At 68.1% G+C, this 16,474-nt stretch carries 17 protein-coding genes; 9 read left to right on the top strand and 8 right to left on the bottom strand.

The features are described 5' to 3' along the window. Positions 1-29: 29 nt before the first annotated feature. Positions 30-611, bottom strand: coding sequence for a hypothetical protein (locus ACT4ML_RS05695; RefSeq protein WP_444719994.1), 582 nt, complete (start codon positions 609-611; stop codon positions 30-32). A gap of 233 nt (positions 612-844) precedes the next feature. On the opposite strand from ACT4ML_RS05695, the gene ACT4ML_RS05690 reads away from it, so the two are divergent. Beyond that, a complete protein-coding gene (locus tag ACT4ML_RS05690; RefSeq protein WP_444719993.1) occupies positions 845-2,050 on the top strand; it encodes a 3-dehydroquinate synthase II in 1,206 nt (401 codons plus the stop codon). A 77-nt stretch (positions 2,051-2,127) separates the two neighbouring features. Here the strand turns inward: ACT4ML_RS05690 and ACT4ML_RS05685 are convergent, their stop codons facing one another. From ACT4ML_RS05685 to ACT4ML_RS05675, 3 genes are all read right to left on the bottom strand, one after another. Continuing rightward, positions 2,128-2,565, bottom strand: coding sequence for a DUF7575 domain-containing protein (locus ACT4ML_RS05685; RefSeq protein ID WP_444719992.1), 438 nt, complete (start codon positions 2,563-2,565; stop codon positions 2,128-2,130). A 60-nt stretch (positions 2,566-2,625) separates the two neighbouring features. Continuing rightward, positions 2,626-3,300, bottom strand: coding sequence for a type I 3-dehydroquinate dehydratase (locus ACT4ML_RS05680; RefSeq protein ID WP_444719991.1), 675 nt, complete (start codon positions 3,298-3,300; stop codon positions 2,626-2,628). A gap of 70 nt (positions 3,301-3,370) precedes the next feature. Then, entirely contained in the window at positions 3,371-4,354 is a 984-nt protein-coding gene (locus tag ACT4ML_RS05675) for a transcription initiation factor IIB (protein ID WP_444719990.1), read from the bottom strand. Positions 4,355-4,584: 230 nt separating this feature from the next. Between ACT4ML_RS05675 and yjjX the strand changes: the two genes are divergently transcribed. The 3 genes from yjjX to ACT4ML_RS05660 all read left to right on the top strand — a co-directional run bounded on the left by yjjX (position 4,585) and on the right by ACT4ML_RS05660 (position 6,369). Then, complete coding sequence (gene yjjX / locus ACT4ML_RS05670; protein WP_444719989.1) at positions 4,585-5,109, top strand: inosine/xanthosine triphosphatase; 525 nt, start codon at positions 4,585-4,587, stop codon at positions 5,107-5,109. A 254-nt stretch (positions 5,110-5,363) separates the two neighbouring features. Continuing rightward, positions 5,364-5,585 carry a DUF7123 family protein gene (locus tag ACT4ML_RS05665; protein WP_006429128.1) on the top strand — a complete coding sequence of 74 codons (222 nt, stop codon included), beginning with the start codon at positions 5,364-5,366 and terminating at the stop codon, positions 5,583-5,585. 118 nt (positions 5,586-5,703) lie between these two features. Next, positions 5,704-6,369 (top strand): HAD family hydrolase, encoded by a 666-nt coding sequence (locus ACT4ML_RS05660; RefSeq protein ID WP_444719988.1) that lies wholly within the window; start codon positions 5,704-5,706, stop codon positions 6,367-6,369. Between the two features lie 36 nt (positions 6,370-6,405). Here ACT4ML_RS05660 and ACT4ML_RS05655 read toward each other — a convergent pair whose 3' ends face one another. From ACT4ML_RS05655 to ACT4ML_RS05645, 3 genes are all read right to left on the bottom strand, one after another. Beyond that, positions 6,406-7,023, bottom strand: coding sequence for a winged helix-turn-helix transcriptional regulator (locus ACT4ML_RS05655; RefSeq protein WP_444719987.1), 618 nt, complete (start codon positions 7,021-7,023; stop codon positions 6,406-6,408). A 209-nt stretch (positions 7,024-7,232) separates the two neighbouring features. Further along, positions 7,233-8,414 (bottom strand): SPFH domain-containing protein, encoded by a 1,182-nt coding sequence (locus tag ACT4ML_RS05650; protein ID WP_444719986.1) that lies wholly within the window; start codon positions 8,412-8,414, stop codon positions 7,233-7,235. Between the two features lie 72 nt (positions 8,415-8,486). Further along, entirely contained in the window at positions 8,487-9,080 is a 594-nt protein-coding gene (locus ACT4ML_RS05645; protein ID WP_444719985.1) for an NfeD family protein, read from the bottom strand. A gap of 245 nt (positions 9,081-9,325) precedes the next feature. On the opposite strand from ACT4ML_RS05645, the gene ACT4ML_RS05640 reads away from it, so the two are divergent. Genes ACT4ML_RS05640 through ACT4ML_RS05620 form a run of 5 tightly spaced genes read left to right on the top strand, consistent with a single transcriptional unit; the run spans position 9,326 to position 15,471 of the window. After that, positions 9,326-10,414 (top strand): M48 family metallopeptidase, encoded by a 1,089-nt coding sequence (locus tag ACT4ML_RS05640; RefSeq protein WP_444719984.1) that lies wholly within the window; start codon positions 9,326-9,328, stop codon positions 10,412-10,414. Further along, the gene (locus ACT4ML_RS05635) at positions 10,411-12,072 is read left to right on the top strand and encodes a DUF4129 domain-containing protein (RefSeq protein ID WP_444719983.1); all 1,662 of its coding nucleotides are present in this window, start codon (positions 10,411-10,413) and stop codon (positions 12,070-12,072) included. Before ACT4ML_RS05640 ends, ACT4ML_RS05635 begins: the two co-directional genes overlap by 4 nt. Then, entirely contained in the window at positions 12,069-12,743 is a 675-nt protein-coding gene (locus ACT4ML_RS05630; protein WP_444719982.1) for a DUF7269 family protein, read from the top strand. Before ACT4ML_RS05635 ends, ACT4ML_RS05630 begins: the two co-directional genes overlap by 4 nt. Continuing rightward, a complete protein-coding gene (locus ACT4ML_RS05625; RefSeq protein WP_444719981.1) occupies positions 12,740-14,095 on the top strand; it encodes a DUF58 domain-containing protein in 1,356 nt (451 codons plus the stop codon). Before ACT4ML_RS05630 ends, ACT4ML_RS05625 begins: the two co-directional genes overlap by 4 nt. Beyond that, positions 14,092-15,471: a hypothetical protein gene (locus ACT4ML_RS05620; RefSeq protein ID WP_444719980.1), complete on the top strand. Its 1,380-nt coding sequence runs from the start codon at positions 14,092-14,094 to the stop codon at positions 15,469-15,471. Before ACT4ML_RS05625 ends, ACT4ML_RS05620 begins: the two co-directional genes overlap by 4 nt. On the opposite strand, the gene ACT4ML_RS05615 is transcribed toward ACT4ML_RS05620, so the two are convergent. Then, a complete protein-coding gene (locus tag ACT4ML_RS05615) occupies positions 15,457-16,425 on the bottom strand; it encodes an AAA family ATPase (RefSeq protein ID WP_444719979.1) in 969 nt (322 codons plus the stop codon). The two genes, ACT4ML_RS05620 and ACT4ML_RS05615, sit on opposite strands and share 15 nt — an antisense overlap. Positions 16,426-16,474 lie beyond the last annotated feature (49 nt).

The following is a 16,474-nucleotide window of genomic DNA, read 5'->3' as shown; positions in this document are numbered from 1 at the left end:
GCCGTCAGCAGACGTGGGCCGACGGCGGTTCAGTGCTCGTCGTAGACCCGCGCGTACAGTTCCGTTCCCAGTCGAGCCAGCTCGAGGTCGGCCTCGAGGCGCTCGATGTGGTCGCGAAGCGCCGCCGCCTCGAGTCCCGGGAACTCGCGGTCGGTGCGGGAATCGAGGTGGCTGCTCGCCCGCGCGAGCAGGAAGGGCGCGGCGTCAGCGAGGTGCGAGCCCGGGAGCTCGGGGCCAGCGCCGCGGCCGCGCTCGACCGCGGCCAGTACTTCCTGTGCCGCGATGAGCGTTCGGCGCAGCGAGCGGATCTCGGCGTCGTCGGCGGGCGGCGTCAGGTACTGCGTTAGCAGTTCGTCGGCCGCGACGACTCGATCCGGAGCGATGTCGAACGCGTCCTCGAGCCGCTCGAGGGCGGGTTCGGTGACGTCCGTGCGCCGACACGCGAGCCGGACGGCACCCAGTACGGTCGCCGGTCGGCCGTACTCGAGGACCGCCAACTCGCCCGCGTGCTCGAACGCCGCGCGGGCGATCTCGGCCGCGGGTTCCACCTCGAGCCGGTGGGCGGCGCAGTCGATCGTCAGTTCGGCGTCGTCGAGGTGGCGCTGACCCATACCAGAACATTCGTTCGGACGGTTATTATCAACTTCCGAGAAAGTATTCTAACTATCGTTACTATCGTTACCCACAATACTATCATAACTATTCGAACAGTACTAGCAGTTACGACGGTACTGGACTCGAAGACGGGATCGGAACAACGGCCGCTGTTCCGATATCGATCGGTCTGTCTGACGTTCCTGCCCGATTCGCCACGTTCAAGCCGGTTCCCTCCGAGGGTCGATTTATGACGCGAGCTGTCTGGGTAAAAGCCGACGATACAGTCGGTGACTGGGACGACCGCCGGGCGCGGATCACCGCCGCACTCGAGGCGGGTGCAGACTGGGTACTGGTCGACGAGGACGACGTGTCCCGCGTTCGGGAACTCGGCGATATCAACGTCGCCGCGTTCCGGACCGACGGGGACGTAACGCTCGTCGACGACATCGACGACGCCGAGGCCGGCGGCGCGAGCGACGACGCGGAGTCGGACGCGCAGGCGGACGCGATCGTCGTCGGGAAAGCGGGCGAGGGCGACGCCACGATCGACCTGCCCGAGGACTTCTCGGGGTCGGCGGACCTCTCGACGCTGCGCCGGAACGGCGACTTCGAGCGCGGCGCGTACGTCCGCATCCTCGGCAAGGAGTACGAGCGCTTCGCCGAGACCGCCGCCGAGGAAGCCGACCACACGATCGTCGTCGGCGAGGACTGGACGATCATCCCCCTCGAGAACCTGATCGCCCGCATCGGCGACGAGACCGACCTCGTCGCGGGCGTCACCAGCGCCGAGGAAGCCAAGACGGCCTTCGAAACCCTCGAGATCGGGTCCGACGCCGTCCTGCTCGACTCCGGCGATCCCGACGAGATCCGCAAGACCGTCGAGATGCGCGACCAGGCCGCACGCGAGCGCCTCGAGCTGGAGTACGCCGAAGTGCTCGACATCGAGCGCGCCGGCAGCGCCGACCGGGTCTGTGTCGACACCGGTAGCCTCCTCGAGCACGACGAGGGAATGCTCGTCGGGTCGATGTCCCGCGGACTGGTCTTCGTCCACGCCGAGACCGCCGAGTCGCCCTACGTCGCCTCGCGGCCCTTTAGAGTCAACGCGGGCGCGGTCCACGCCTACGTCCGGACCCCCGACGGCGGCACGAAGTACCTCTCGGAACTCCAGAGCGGCGACGAAGTACAAGTCGTCGACACCGACGGCAACACCCGCGAGGCCATCGTCGGCCGGGTCAAGATCGAGCAGCGGCCGATGTTCCGGATCGCCCTCGAGACCGAGGACGGCGACCGCGTCGAGACGCTGCTCCAGAACGCCGAGACGATCAAGGTCGCCGCAGAAGAGGGCCGCAAGGCCGTGACGGACCTCGAGGCCGGCGACGAGATCCTGCTGTACGCCGAGAACACGGCCCGCCACTTCGGCGAACCCGTCGAAGAGAGCATCATCGAGAAGTAGCGTCGCGGAATCGGTACGGAACGGCACCCGAGACCGGCACCGAATCCGAACGTCGACGTGCGAATCAGTCGCTCGCTTCAGAGATCGTTCGTCTCCGCCTCGGGGTCGACGGGCTCGAGGCGCGTCGTACACCAGTGACAGAACTCGAGGTCCGCGTCGATTTCTTTGCCACACTCGGGACAGGTCGGCCCCTCCGCGGCGTCGGCCCCGACGGCCGGGTGGCCGAGCGCGCGGAACGTCGCGTCGATCGCGGCGAACAGGGCGATAAACGAGAGGAGGAACTGCGCTATCGCGTCGGTCTCCGCGGCCATGATATCCGCGTACGCGGTGATATCATCGACGCTCGTTACCGGTCCGGCGGCCGTCAGCTGGTCGATCGGAAGAAAGAGGGCGCTCGCCGACACGAAAAGACCCGCGAACGCGGCGGCGCGGAGCCAGTCCCGGATGAGAACGTGACCCGCGCCGGGCATGATCACGGAGAGACCGGCGGCGAGAAGCGCACGGAGCCATGTCATTGTACGTGAGGATGTAGGGACCCCCTGCCCTTAACATTCCGATTCTCGTTGTTTTTCAGCTCAGTCGAGTCGTGCGACCAGTTCGGCGAGCGTCTCGAGGTCGTACTGGCCCGGCGCGGTCGCCTCCGACGGGTCCACGGGCGCGTAGCCGATCTTCGAGCCGTAGACCGGAGCCACCGCGCGCGTGTGGCTGCCGACTTCGCCCATCGCCATCGTGGCGACCGCGTCGCCGTGGGTGGTCAGCTGCTCGGTCGCGGACAGGAGCGCGAGCGCGTCCGCCGTCGACTGGGCGGTCACCGCCAGTTTCGCCACGTCGGCGTACTTGCCCGCCTCGGTCAGCGTTCGAACCATCTCTTTGCGAGCCGGTGTTCCGTCGAAGTCGTGGGCCGACGCGATGATCGACACGTCGCGATCGCGAGCCGTCTCGAGGACGTCCTCGGCGTCCCCCTCGAGGATCGACTCGAGTTCGACGTCGATGGCCGCGACGGCATCGAACGCGGTCGCCCCCGCCAGCGCCTCGAGTCGGCCGTCGTCGGTTGCGTCTCCGCCTTCCCAGTCGGCGCGATTCGTCGCGATGATCGGCAACTCGCCCTCGTAGGCCTCGAGCGCGGCCAGCGGCTCGTCGGCCAGGTCCATTCGGAATTCGATCGCGTCCGCGTGCTCGCGGGCCGCGGGTTCGTCGGCGAGCGTCGCCGTCGCGGCCGTGAGCACGAACGAGTCGAAAGTCAAGCCCATTGGCTACCAGTGGGAGCGAGAGCGACAAAAACGGTATCGTTTCGGCAGCTGTAGTCCGTCGAGAACCGCGTTATGCCATCCCGATGGTCTCCTCGGCCTCAAGGAGCTCGTGATAGCGGTTCCGAATCGTCACTTCGGAGATGTCGGCGACGTCGCTGACGGCGGCCTGCGTGGTCTTCTCGTTGGTCAGGAGCGCGGCAGCGTAGACCGCGGCGGCCGCGAGGCCGACCGGCGACTTGCCGCTGTGGACGCCCTTCTCCTTGGCGTTCTGGAGCAGGCTCCGCGCACGGTGTTCGGCCTCGTCGGAGAGCTCGAGTCCCGAGGCGAAGCGGGGGACGTAGCTCTCGGGGTCGGCCGGCTGGACCTCGAGGCCCAGTTCGCGGACCACGTAGCGGTAGGTGCGCGCGATCTCGTTTTTCTCGACGCGGGAGACGTCGGCGATCTCGTCGAGGCTCCGGGGGACGCCGGCCTGTCGGGCGGCGGCGTAGACACAGGCCGTCGAGACGCCCTCGATGGAGCGGCCCGGCAGCAGGTCCTCGTCGAGCGCGCGGCGGTAGATGACCGACGCGGTCTCGCGGACGTTCGTCGGGAGGCCCAGCGCGGAGGCCATCCGGTCGATCTCACCCAGTGCCTGTTTCAGGTTGCGCTCCTTGGAGTCGCGGGTGCGGAAGCGCTCGTTCCACTTGCGCAGGCGCTGCATCTTCTCGCGCTGGCGGGAGCCGAGCGAGTTGCCGTAGGCGTCCTTATTTCGCCAGTCGATGTTCGTCGAGAGCCCCTTGTCGTGCATCGTGTTCGTCGTGGGTGCGCCCACGCGGGACTTCTCGTTCTTCTCGGCGGCGTCGAAGGCTCGCCACTCGGGGCCGCGGTCGACGGAGTCCTCCTCGACGACCAGTCCGCAGTCCTCACAGACGGTCTCGCCGTGCTCGTCGTCGACGACGAGGTTGCCGGCACACTCGGGACAGACCAGATCCTGCTCTTCCTCGCTCTCGGTCTCCTGTTCGTTCGTTTCGGGTTCGCTACGTCGTACTCTCGTGTTCGATGGTGCGTTAGTCATACGATGGCGATTGCTGCCCGGCCGAACCGATTGCAAAAGCCCGGACGGATCCGTTACCTCTCACGTTCAGAGACTCGAGGTTTAATGGTTTCGAAATCTCGGCCCCAGATCCCTCGAAAACGGGTAATTCAGGCGAACGAGCATGATAAATGGAAACATTAAAGCAGAGAAGGACGACCGCCACAGCCGGAAACGGAGGCCCCAACTTCGTTCCGTGCGAAGGCCCCGGTATGAAACTCGCAGTCGGCAGCACGAACCCGGTCAAGATCGATGCGGTCGAACGCACGCTCGAGCGGTACGAGCCGACCGTGACCGCCGTCGACGTCGACTCCGGGGTGAGCGAACAGCCGCGATCGCTCGAGGAGACCGTGTCCGGTGCCGAGAACCGCGCCCGGCGCGCGCTCGCGGCGACCGACGCCGACTACGGTGTCGGCCTCGAGGGCGGGGTCGCTCGGCTTGGAGCGACACCGGGCCTGTCCCTGATCATGTGGGGAGCCGTCACCGACGGCGACCGACTCGAGCGAGGTGGCGGGCCGACGCTTCGGCTTCCCGACCGGGTCGCCGAGCGGGTCTCGGACGGCGCGGAACTGGGGCCAGTCATGGACGACGTGCTCGGAACGGAGAACGTCGCCGAGGCGGAGGGGGCCGCGGGTGCGCTCACCGACGGGCTGACGAACCGGACGCGAGCGTTAGGCGAGGCGGTTGCGTCTTCGTTCGGACCGTTCGTAACAGGATATTACGACACCGGCGCGTGACTCTCGGCCGCTGTGACGGGTCCCGCTTCCGTCACGGCTGTCGAAATCGCCGCTCCGATCCCGTCGGCCGGAAACCGTCACGAACAAACGACAGTCCGAGCCCGGTATATATTAACCGCACGTACCAACGAAACCTTTCCACCCGGTTAGTATCTCATTACGCCCCGGGAAAACCGCACGACGGGGGCGGGTTAACCGCACGTACCAAACCCCCTAAGGGTGTTCCTGTCATCCGACCGTGTATGAGCACTGCAATGGCCCCCGACCTCACGAGCAAACAACAGCGGATTCTGGAGTACCTCCGGAACAACGCGGCGACGAAGACGTACTTCAAATCCCGCCTCATCGGCAAGGAGCTCGGCATGACGGCAAAAGAGGTCGGCTCGAACATCACCGCACTTCAAGAGGGCGACTACGACGTCGAGATCGAGAAGTGGGGGTATTCGTCGAGTACCACCTGGAAAGTCGACGCGTAACAGTCGACTGCGGTCGCGCGGTCCGTTTCTGCTCTCGGTTTACCGATCGTAACGAGTGACGAACGGCAGCCGATAGCGACGCGAACGCTCTTCTATCGCGAGCCCTCAATATCGGGACATGACGGCAGTACTGTTCGATATGGACGGCGTCATCCTCGAGGGACCGCAAACGCACCCGCAGGTCTACGCCGACGCCGCCGACGCGGCGCTTGCCGAACTGGAGGTCGACCCGACGGCGTCGCAGCGGCGCGATTTCAGGGATCACGACCACGAACGGATTCGGAGACACTGTCAGGACCTCGGGATCGACCTCGCGGAGTTCTGGGACCGAAAGGAAGCACACGCCTCGAGCGGAACCCACGAGCGGCTTCGGTCGGGCGAGCGCGGCACCTACGACGATATCGACGCGATTCGCGACCTCGGCGAACGGACGACGACCGGACTCGTCACCAACAATCGCCACGAGACCGCCGAATTCGTCGTCGACTACTACGGGTTCGATTTCGACGTCGTCCGCGGCCGTGACCCGACGGTCGAGGGCTACGAGCGACGCAAGCCCGACCCCTCCTACATCGAGGAGGCACTCGAGGCCCTCGGCATCGCGAGCGGCATCTACGTCGGCGATTCGAAAAAAGACGTGACCGCCGGGCGCGCGGCCGGCCTCGAGACCGCGTTCCTCCGTCGGCCGCACAACCGCGACCGAGAGCGACCGGCGAACGCGACGCACGAACTCGAGTCGCTGACCGAACTGCTGTCGCTCGTCTCGTCGACTGACTCGTCGTGACGGAGTAATACGGTCTTACCGTCGAGTAATAGTCTCTTAGCCCTCGTACGTGAGGAACTGATCCGCGTCTCGAGCGAGCGTCCGCGCGCGGTCGCCGAAGGAGTCCGCGTGGCGGACGACCAGTACGAGCACCGTCTCGGGTCGTTCGACGGCGTAGCCGTCGTCCCGGGAAAGCAGTCCGGCCTCCTCGAGTTCGCCGGCGTACTTACTGACCGTCGGCGGGGAGACCTCGAGGGCCGTCGCGAGGTCGCCCGCGGTGGCGTCCGAGTTCAGGAGGAGTTCGATCAGCATGCCGCGTGGAGTCTCCCGGCGGAGGTAGCCGAGTGCGCGTTTCTCGAACTCGTCGAACCGGCCGGCCGTGACGAACCGCTTGTAGTCGCCGTCGCGGTAGCGCTCGATGGCCTCGAGTTCCTCGAGCCGGCGCAGGTGATGTTGGGTTTCGCCGGTCCCGAGTTGTAAGTCGTCGCGGATCTTCGAGAAGTGCGCGCCGGGCGTCGTGGAGAGATAGCCCGCGATGGCGTCGCGCGCGTCGCTTTCACCCGTGTCAGCCGCCGCTGAATCGGAGCGTCCAACCAGCGGGGAGGCGGCACCGAGGGCGGCAAATCGGCGCAGGGTCGCTCGTTTTTCGTCGTCGACCCCATCGGGTGCTGTCATACCTACTACTGTCTCCAAGGGCGCGATACGTAAAACAGGTTTCGCTCCGCTTTGTTCACCGATTATTACTGGTTAGGGATCCAATACGTGTCCTCGAGCGGCGATGGAGACGAGAGTGAGCACAATCGACGTACAGACGATTATAGGGCGAGAAATAAGACGTAAACCGATGGCACCGAGACGAATCGACGGCGACTGAACGGAGACAGTCAGTCGCTCGAGGAGGGCTCGTCGTCCTCGTCGGCTGCCATCTCAGTGCCGCCGTCGGTCTGGCCTTGGAAGTCTTGGTCCATCTCCTCGATGACCTCGTCCGGATCCGAGATATCCGCCGGATCCTTGCCTTCCTTGATCGCTTGGGCCTCCTGTTCCATCGCTTCGACGTCCATGTCCGCTTCCTGATCGATCTCGCCGATGATCTCGGCGATGTCGTCTAGCCCGATCAGTTCGCGGGTCTCGTCGTCGAATTCGCGGCTCTCGAGGTCGGTACCGTTCCCCTCGACATCGCTGCCCGAGAGGTGCTTGCCGTAGCGGCCGACCAGCGAGGTGAGTTCCTGGGGCATGACGAACGTCGTCGACTCGCCCTGCCCGATGTCGCCGAGCGTCTCCATCCCCTTGTCGATGATGGCGCGCTCGCCCATCGATTCGGCGGATCGTGCACGCAGCACGGTCGAGATCGAGTCACCCTGGGCCTCGAGGATCTGGCTCTGTTTCTCACCCTGTGCGCGGATGATTTCGCTCTGTTTGTCACCTTCCGCTTTCTCGACGGCACTGCGGCGTTCACCCTGTGCCTCGAGGATCATCGCGCGGCGTTTCCGCTCGGCGGAGGTCTGTTGCTCCATCGCGCGCTGGACGTCCTTCGAGGGGTTGACCTCGCGGACCTCGACCGACTCCACTCGAATGCCCCACTCGTCGGTGGGTTCGTCGAGTTCCTCGCGGATGCGGGCGTTGATCTCTTGGCGCTTGTTCAGCGTGTCGTCCAGTTCCATGTCGCCCAGCACGGCGCGCAGGGTGGTCTGGGCGAGGTTCGAGACGGCTTTCTTGTAGTCGTCGACCTGCAGGAACGCCTTCTTGGCGTCCATCACCTTGATGTAGACGACGGCGTCGGCGGTCACCGGCGAGTTGTCGCGGGTGATCGCTTCCTGCCGAGGCACGTCCAGGGTCTGGGTACGCATATCGAACGCGTACGTGTTCGAGACGAACGGCGGGACGAAGTTGATCCCCGGCTCGAGCAGTTTGCGGTACTCGCCGAAGACGGTCAGGGCGCGTTTCTCGTAGGCGTCGACGATCTCGATCGCGCTCAGCAGCGCGGCGATCACGAGGACGAGGACGATGGCACCGACGAGCAACACGGCTGCGCCGGTCGTTTGCATCGGGAACAGTTGTAACACCATATTTCGGCCTTACGGCGGTGGGGAGAAAAGCGTTCCCTTATTTCGTCAACATGTGAGTGATGATCCCACGGATCAGCTCGAGCGCTCCGTTTCGGTCTCCGGTTCGGCGTCGGTCGTCGATTCGTCGCCGCCGTCCGTGGGTTCTCGGTCGTCCTGTTGAGCGTCTCGTGCCAGCGCGCGATCGATCTCGTCCTCGCCGATCGCGTCGAGGGATTCGACCGTGAGCACGTTTCCGCCGCCGGGATCGATGACGATGACCTCCTCGCCTTCCTCGATCGTCCCGCTTGTCGTTCGCGCGCTGTAGTAGGGGGCGAACCCGCCCTCCTCGAGTTTGACCTCGCCGCTGCGGTTCGTGACCGTCTCGGTGACGTAGCCGGTCGCCCCGGACAGCGAGTCCGAGTCCGTGGTTCGGGCCGTCCCTTTGCCGCCGTAGAAGTCGAAGCGGTTGTAGACGTAGGCCGCTGCAAGCCCGATCACGAGGGTCAGTCCCGCCAGAATTATCGGGCTAAGCGGGGCCGGGAAGAGCACGCCGATCAACCCCGCGCCGACCAGCGCGATCCCGATGACGATGAGGTGGGCACCCGGTGAGATGGCCTCGAGCACCATCAGTACGAGACCCACCACCAGGAGCAAGAGCGGCACGTTCCCCACGAGAGATTCGACCATACTTAGCGCTAGCATCCCGTGAGAATTAAATGTTTGTCAAGTGCCACGCAGGAGTTCAACGTGGGGCTGACCAGGGTGAGGCGTCGCCGTTACGGACTCGCGAGAGCACTATCGCGGCTCTCCGGATTCGGCGACGGTACATCGGTCGTCCGACCGGAGCGGTCGGTGACCGGAGACGATACTCGCCCGAAACGTTCGGGGAAAATTTTTGGTCTCGGAGTCGAGAATTCGATCAAGCGCCCTCCATGAATCTCCGCTTGCGGATCTGTGCGGTCCTCGGTGTGTTCGTCGCGGTTACTACCGTGTTCGTGCTCACGCTGCTGTGGACGTACGGCGTCTTGCTCCCGGGCGTCGTCGGCGGGACGATCGTCTTCCTCCAGTACGGCACCGTCGAGTTCGACCCCCTCCGGTTGCCGGTCTCGTGGACAACGGCGCTGATACTGGTCGGCGGCTTCCTCGCGGCACAGACGTATTACGGCTATCGGCGCGTGCTCTCGGGAACGCACGGCGTCGCCGGTGACGAGGACCACGCCGTCGCCCGAACGGTCCGGCAACTGGCGATGACCGCCGACGTTCCGGAACCGGACGTTCGCGTCGTCGCCGACGAGACGGCGAGTTGTTACACCGTCGGTCGGCTCACCGACGCGACGATCGTCGTCACGACGGGACTGGTCGAAGCCCTCGACGCCGACGAACTCGAGGCGGTCCTCGCCCACGAAATCGCCCACGTCGCAAACCGGGACGTGACGCTGATGACGATCACGACGCTGTTCCTCGAGATCGCCGATCGAGCCTACCACGCGGCGCTGCTCGCGCGCCGCGCGCTTTCCGATCCCGGCGAGCTATCGGACGGCGGGCGGATCGCGTTGTACTGGTTTCTCCCCTTGGTCGTGCTCACCTCCGTCTTCGTCGCGCCGATCCTCTGGGTGTTTCCGACGATCGCCGACTGGGCGACCCGAACGCTGTCACAGACGCGAGAGTTCGCCGCTGACGCCGCGGCCGCCCGGATCACCGGGACGCCGATGGCGCTCGCGAGCGCGCTGGTGACCCTCGCCGAGACGGCCGGGACGCCGGAGACGGACCTCCGGACAACCAGAACGCGAGCGCTGTGTATCGTCCCGACCGATCCCGTGACGGGCGACGAGACGACATCGCTGCCCGAGATCCGGCAACCGACTGATGAGACGACTCGGCGCGCGAACGTGACGTCGTGGCTCGAGGCCACTACGCCCTCGGGACCCGTCCATGCCGACTCGTCCGATACTCACCCGCCGGTCGACGTCCGCGTGCGACGGCTGTCCGAGATGGCGGCCGAACTGGAGGGGACAGCGTGACGGGGGCGCGCCGGCTCTTGCTCGTCGTCGGCTGTCTGTGCTGTCTGTTCGTCGTCGCGAGCGCGCTGCCCGCGGCGGATCCGCGACTCGACGGGCCCGGTGGGGGCGACGGCGAGCCGATCGCCGGTGACTGGGACTCGATGGAGGACACCCCCGAGTTCGTCACGGAATCGCCCGACGACACGAACGGGCCGGACGACGATCGGGACGACGAGTCGGGTGCAACCATCGAGATCGACGAGGAAATCGAACCGGGAGGCAACGTGACGGTCCAGACCGACTATACCAGCCATTTCACCACGAAAACCATCGCAGTGAACGGCGAGAACGTCACGGAGATAGACGAGGTCGGCAGGGCCACGATCATCGTTCCCTACGCCGAGGAGATGACCGTCTCGATACCCGAGCAGAATCAATCGCGAACGTTCGATGTCCAGACGGCTGCGACGCTCGAGACCCACGGCGTGGCGGCTCCGGCTCGCGACCTCGAGATCACGGCCGAGGTCGGCTCGACGCCGGTGCCCAACGCGACGGTCTCCCGCGACGGGACAGTCGTCGCGACGACCGATGCGGACGGGGAGGCCACCGTGACGCTCCCGGAGACGACCGGTCCGGTCGACCTCCGCGTCGAACGCGAACCGGTCGCCGGCGAGCGGACCGTCGAGGTGGCCGAACCGACGGTCGAGTTCGTCTCGCCGGTCCTGTTCCCGGGCTCGCCCGCTCCGGTCCAGGTGTCGGCCGACGGGGGCGGGGTTCCGAACGCGACGGTCTCCCTCGAGAGCGGCGGGACGGCGACGACCGGCGAGAACGGGCGGACGCGGCTCTGGCTGCCGATCGGCGACGAGGCGACCGTGACGGCCGAGGTCGGTGCGGAGACCGCGACGGCGACCGTCGGGGACCTCTACCTGCGGCTGGCGGCGGTCGTCGTGCTCGTCCCGGGGTTCTGCATCGGCGGTGTCGTGACCTACGTCCGACTGATCGCCACCAGCGAGCGACGGCGCGGAAACGCGGCGGCCGAGCTGTTCGTCGCGCTCGCGGATCTCGTCGGGGGCCTCGGGACCGCGCTCAGCCGTCTCTTCGGCGCTATCGGCGGATACAGCCTGCCGTCGATATCGCTCCCGACTATCTCGATGCCCAGTCTCGAGTTCGGCGGCACCGGCCGCGGGTCCCCCGCCCTCGGTTCGGCCCTCTCGTCGATCGGCCGGGCGTTCGGCTCCCTTCCGTCGCTCGGGTCGTTGGGCTCGCTCGGTCGATCGTCGGCCGACAGGGATCGGTCGCTGCTCGAGGGGATTCTCGGACCGACTGCGGACGACGAGGACGCCGACGAGCCGGGCGATTCCGAAGCTCACGAAGCGGGGAGTCCCGGTCTCGCGGCCGAGCCGCTGGCCCCTCGCGGGCCGCGCGCGGAGGTCCGGGCGGCGTGGCACACGTTCCTCGACCGCCTCGAGATCGCGGACCGCGAGACGGCGACCCCCGGAGCGGTGGCTCGCGACGCGCTCGCCGCCGGGTTCCCCGCCGACCGCGTGAGCCGCCTCGTCGCGATCGTTCGCGATATCGAGTACGGCGGCCGCGAGCCGTCTGCGGAGCGGGCGGCGGCGGCGCGGGCCGCGGTGCGTGAGCTGCTCGACCACGAGCCGGACGAGGAGGGATCGGAATGAGTTCGCGCTCGTCTTCCGGACCGGGGCGAGATCCGCTGGCCCGGCTCCCTGCCATCGATCTCGAGCGAGTCGTGACGGCCGTGGTCGGTGCCGGTGTCGTCCTCGCGATCGGGGCGGTGCTACTCGGCGGCTTCGTCCCGTCCGTGCGGGCCCTCACCGTCCTGTTGTACCCGCTCGCAGTGCTGTTTCCGGCGCTCGGGATCGTGATCGCGGCGGCCACGGGCTGGTGGCTGTGGACCCGCGGCCGCTCGAGCGAGTCGCCGCTGGTCGAGGGCGTGCCGCCGGAATCGGTCGTCAGTGGCACCGAGACGGCAGTTGGCGGCGAGACGGAACGGGCCATCACCCACGCCGCACAGGGCCGGTACCGCTGTCGAGCGAACGAGTCGGCGACGGACGTTCGGCGACGGCTCACGGAGGGTGCGGTTCGCGTCATCGTCACGAAACGCGGGCACGCGGCCGACGCGGCTCGCGAGGCCGTCCGCTCGGGGACGTGGACCGACGACCCCGTCGCCGCCGCGTTCCTCGCCGACGGCCGGCGACAACCGCTCAGCGAACGGCTCCGGGCCGCGGTCGATCCCGGGGCGGCCTACCAGCGCCGCGTCCGTCGCACCCTCGCGGCGATCGAAACCATCGGCGGGGACGCCCGGACCGACGCGGAGGTGGACCGATGAGCGATCGGACCGTCGAGCGACTCGAGGGCGACGAGTGGGCCATCACCGCGACGCTCGCGCTCGCGGGGCTCGGCATCGCCGCCGGCAGCCAACTCCTCGTCGCCGCCGCGACGCTCCCGCTGTGGTACGTCGCCGCGGCCGCGTTCGGGACGAACCAGCCGGCGATGGTGCGTGTCACCCGTCGGATTTCGGTTCGCGACGGCGCGAGCGGCGAGGCCATCGACGACGCCGACGAGAGCACGGACTCCGGTTCCGCGGCGGTGTCCGCCGACCCCGGTGAGACCGTCATCGTGCGGACGACCGTCCAAAACGCCGGCTCGGAGACGATAGTCGACCTGCGCGTCGTCGACGGCGTCCCGGAGGCGTTGCCGGTCGTTTCCGGCTCCCCACGTGCGTGCGAGACCCTTGAGCCGCTCGAGGAGACGACCCTCGAGTACGAGGTCGAACCCCGGCGCGGCGAGCACGCGTTCGACGACGCGACGGTTCGAACGCGCGATCTCACGGGAACGGTAGCCGAGACGTGGCGGGCGGGCGTGAGCGGCGACGACGCAATTCGCCGTTCGCCGACCGTCGAGTCGGTGTCGCTCGGCGACGGGGCGAACGACTACGCGGGCGAGGTGCCGACCGACGAGGGCGGCAGCGGCCTCGAGTTCTACGCCGTCCGCGAGTACGAGCCGGGCGATCCGGTCCGGTCGATCGACTGGCGGCGATACGCCGGGAGCCGGGAGCTGGCGACCGTCGAGTACCGCGCCGAGCGGGCGACGCGGATCGTCTGCGTCGTCGACGCTCGACCGAGCCAGTTCAGCGCGGCGACGACCGCACGGCCTCCCGCGATCGAGCGCTCGGCCGATGCCGCCGAGCGAGCGCTCGAGGCGCTGATGGCCGCGGGCCATCCGACCGGCGTCGTCGGGCTCCACGAGCAGCGGTTGACGACCGTCGCTCCGGGAACTGACCCCGCGACGAGACGGAAAGCGTCGCAGCTACTCGAGGGCGTCCGGGAGGCCAATTACCTCGGCTACCGGTCGAACGCTCGGACGCGAACCGACGATCCCGTCGCGGACCTTCCCCGGACGCTACCGGGCGAGGCGCAGGTGTACCTGTTCTCCTCGTTCGTGGACGACGAGCCCGTCGACCTCGTCGAGCGGCTCCGGGCGCGGGGGTACGCGGTCCGCGTGATCTCGCCCGACGTCACGGCCGGCTCCGACGATATCGCGACGCGGCTGGAATCGCTCGATCGGGAGACGCGACTGGCTCGAGCCCGCGCGACGGGCGCTCGCGTCATCGACTGGGAACGCGAGCGATCGCTCGGGGTCTTACTTCGCAACGCGATCAGGACGGGAGGGACACGATGAGTACCGACGGTCGACTCCCGCCGACGACGAGGCGAGGGGTCGCGTTGGCCGCCGGTATCGGTGCGCTGGCGCTCGCCCTCGCGGAACCGCTCGTCGCCGCCGGCGTCCTCGTCGGGATCGGTCTCGCGGCGGCGGTGGGGTTGTCCGCGAGTTCGTACCGCCGCGTCGCGGTCGCGTCGGCGCTGCTGCCGATCGTCGTCCTCGGCGGAATCGCCGTGGTCGGTCTCGCGGGAACGACGGTCCCGGCTCTCACGGCGCTCGTCGGCGCGCTCCTCGGGCTCGCCGCAGGTGGCGTCCTCGGCGGTAAGCCGACGCCGGTTGCGCTCCTGCGAGCGGGCGCGTCGGCGCTCTGTTCGGCGGTCGTCGCCGGCGGCGTGGCACTGCTCATCGCAGGGATCGACACGCTGGGCGGCGCTGGACCGGCGCTCGCCGCGGTCCCGTGGCTCACCGGCGACGGGCCGTCCGGACTGTTCCTCGCGCTCGTCGCCGCCGCCGTCGCGGTCGCGTCCGCCCTCTTTCTCGTCCCGCCGGCGGTGTTCACCGTCCCCTCGAGACGCGACGCCTACGACGGGACTCGAAACGCGCTCACGAGGGCGGTCGGGGTCGCGACCGCGCTCGCGATCGCCGTGCTGGCGGTATTGACGATGCTCTCCCCGTTCGTCCCGCCGCTCGAGTCGCTCGTCGACGCGGTCGCCGGCAGCGTGGTCGTTCGCGGACCGCTCGCGGCCGTGACGGGTGTGGCCGCCGTCGTCGCCGTCTCGGCGGCGGTCGTCCGCGGCGCGTGGGTCCAGACGGACGGGCGTCGGAACGCGACCGTCGCGATCGTCGTCGGCGCGGTCTCCGGCGTGGGGCTCGCGGTCGCCGGCGTCGGGAGTCTCGGCGGTGTCGAGACGACTCTCGTGGCCGCTGGTTTCGGCGCGACGGCAATCGTCCTCGGCGTCGGCTGGTTGGTGGCGTGGCTCTACGAGGGCGCGGTGCTGCGAGACGATGCCCCCGACCCCGTTACCGCCCTCGCCGGGGCGCTCGCGGCGGGCGGGATCGTCGCCGGTTCTACCGCCGACGCCGTGCTCCTCGACCTCGAGACGGTCCGGGTCGGTGTGGCGACGATCGTTCCGATCGCAGCCGCGCTGTTTACCTACGATGTCGGCCGCTACGGACGGACGCTGGCACGCGAGATCGGCCCCCACGCGTCCCGCCGGCCACAACTCGTGCGACTCGGCTGGAGCGGGACGATGGCGGCCGTCGGCGTCCTCGTCGCGGCTCTCGGGCTGGCCGGAGCGGCGGTCCTCGCGCCGACGCTGTCGGTTCCGGCGACGGCGGGCGTGATCGGCGCCGTGGTCGCGATCCTCGGCGGGACGTGGTTACTGGTCCGCTGAGGGCGGTTCCATCGCCGGCACCGCACACTCCTCGAGCACGTCGTCGATGACCGCGCGCCGGGAGACGCCGTCGACGCTCGCCTCGGGCGTCAACACGAGGCGATGGGCGAGCGCGGGCCCGGCGATTCGTTTGATGTCCTCCGGAACGACGTACTCGCGGCCCTCGAGGACGGCTCGAGCCCGGCTCACCTCGAACAGTCGCTGGACGCCGCGGGGCGAGACGCCGACGTCGACGCGGCCGTCGGTTCGGGTCGCTCGGCAGACGTCGCCGATGTAGTCGCGGACCGGGCCCTCGACGGCGATTCCCTCGGGAACGCGCTGGAGTTCGAGCACCCGCTCGCGGTCGACGACCGGGTCGACGGTCGGGTCCGGGCGGTCGCGGTCGGCCCGGCGGTCGATCAGTTCCCGCGTTCCGTCGGCGTCGGGATACCCCAGCGAGGTCTTGATCATGAAGCGGTCGCGCTGGGCCTCGGGCAGTTCGAAGGTTCCCTCCTGCTCGACGGGGTTCTGCGTCGCGATGACGACGAACGGGTCGGGGAGGTCGTGGGTCTCGCCGTCGACGGTCACCTGTCCCTCGCCCATCGCCTCGAGCAGCGCGGACTGGGTCTTCGGCGGCGCGCGGTTGATCTCGTCCGCGAGGACCACGTTCGCGAACACCGGCCCGGGCGTGAAGTGGAACTCGCCGGTCTCCTCCTCGAAGACGTACGACCCGGTGATATCGGCGGGCATCAGGTCCGGGGTGAACTGGATCCGGGAGAACTCCAGCCCGAGCGCGGTCGCGAACGACCGCGCGGTGAGCGTCTTGCCCGTTCCGGGCACGTCCTCGAGTAACACGTGGCCGCGGGCGAGCACCCCGGCGATGACCTCCTCGAGAACGGTTCGATCGGCGACGACTGCGGAGAGGATCTCGTCGACGACGGCTGCCGCCGTCGCCGCGGTGTCGGGGACTGACATACCGATACCCGTCCCTACGCGAACTTATATCTCACGACGACCGACACGA

The sequence above is a fragment of the Natrinema sp. LN54 genome (assembly GCF_052439245.1).
Lineage (GTDB): Archaea > Halobacteriota > Halobacteria > Halobacteriales > Natrialbaceae > Natrinema > Natrinema versiforme_A.
This window is presented reverse-complemented; position numbering and strand designations above follow the sequence as displayed.

What these genes read in the sequence shown, in the direction of transcription:
- ACT4ML_RS05665 (WP_006429128.1), top strand. Translation starts at nt 5,364, where the DNA reads ATGGCCCCCGACCTCACGAGCAAACAACAGCGGATTCTGGAGTACCTC.
- ACT4ML_RS05625 (WP_444719981.1), top strand. Translation starts at nt 12,740, where the DNA reads ATGAGCGATCGGACCGTCGAGCGACTCGAGGGCGACGAGTGGGCCATC.
- ACT4ML_RS05615 (WP_444719979.1), bottom strand. Translation starts at nt 16,425, where the DNA reads ATGTCAGTCCCCGACACCGCGGCGACGGCGGCAGCCGTCGTCGACGAG.
- ACT4ML_RS05650 (WP_444719986.1), bottom strand. Translation starts at nt 8,414, where the DNA reads ATGGTGTTACAACTGTTCCCGATGCAAACGACCGGCGCAGCCGTGTTG.
- ACT4ML_RS05620 (WP_444719980.1), top strand. Translation starts at nt 14,092, where the DNA reads ATGAGTACCGACGGTCGACTCCCGCCGACGACGAGGCGAGGGGTCGCG.
- ACT4ML_RS05660 (WP_444719988.1), top strand. Translation starts at nt 5,704, where the DNA reads ATGACGGCAGTACTGTTCGATATGGACGGCGTCATCCTCGAGGGACCG.
- ACT4ML_RS05675 (WP_444719990.1), bottom strand. Translation starts at nt 4,354, where the DNA reads ATGACTAACGCACCATCGAACACGAGAGTACGACGTAGCGAACCCGAA.
- ACT4ML_RS05655 (WP_444719987.1), bottom strand. Translation starts at nt 7,023, where the DNA reads ATGACAGCACCCGATGGGGTCGACGACGAAAAACGAGCGACCCTGCGC.
- ACT4ML_RS05695 (WP_444719994.1), bottom strand. Translation starts at nt 611, where the DNA reads ATGGGTCAGCGCCACCTCGACGACGCCGAACTGACGATCGACTGCGCC.
- ACT4ML_RS05640 (WP_444719984.1), top strand. Translation starts at nt 9,326, where the DNA reads ATGAATCTCCGCTTGCGGATCTGTGCGGTCCTCGGTGTGTTCGTCGCG.
- ACT4ML_RS05680 (WP_444719991.1), bottom strand. Translation starts at nt 3,300, where the DNA reads ATGGGCTTGACTTTCGACTCGTTCGTGCTCACGGCCGCGACGGCGACG.
- ACT4ML_RS05685 (WP_444719992.1), bottom strand. Translation starts at nt 2,565, where the DNA reads ATGACATGGCTCCGTGCGCTTCTCGCCGCCGGTCTCTCCGTGATCATG.
- ACT4ML_RS05645 (WP_444719985.1), bottom strand. Translation starts at nt 9,080, where the DNA reads ATGGTCGAATCTCTCGTGGGGAACGTGCCGCTCTTGCTCCTGGTGGTG.
- ACT4ML_RS05630 (WP_444719982.1), top strand. Translation starts at nt 12,069, where the DNA reads ATGAGTTCGCGCTCGTCTTCCGGACCGGGGCGAGATCCGCTGGCCCGG.
- ACT4ML_RS05690 (WP_444719993.1), top strand. Translation starts at nt 845, where the DNA reads ATGACGCGAGCTGTCTGGGTAAAAGCCGACGATACAGTCGGTGACTGG.
- yjjX (WP_444719989.1), top strand. Translation starts at nt 4,585, where the DNA reads ATGAAACTCGCAGTCGGCAGCACGAACCCGGTCAAGATCGATGCGGTC.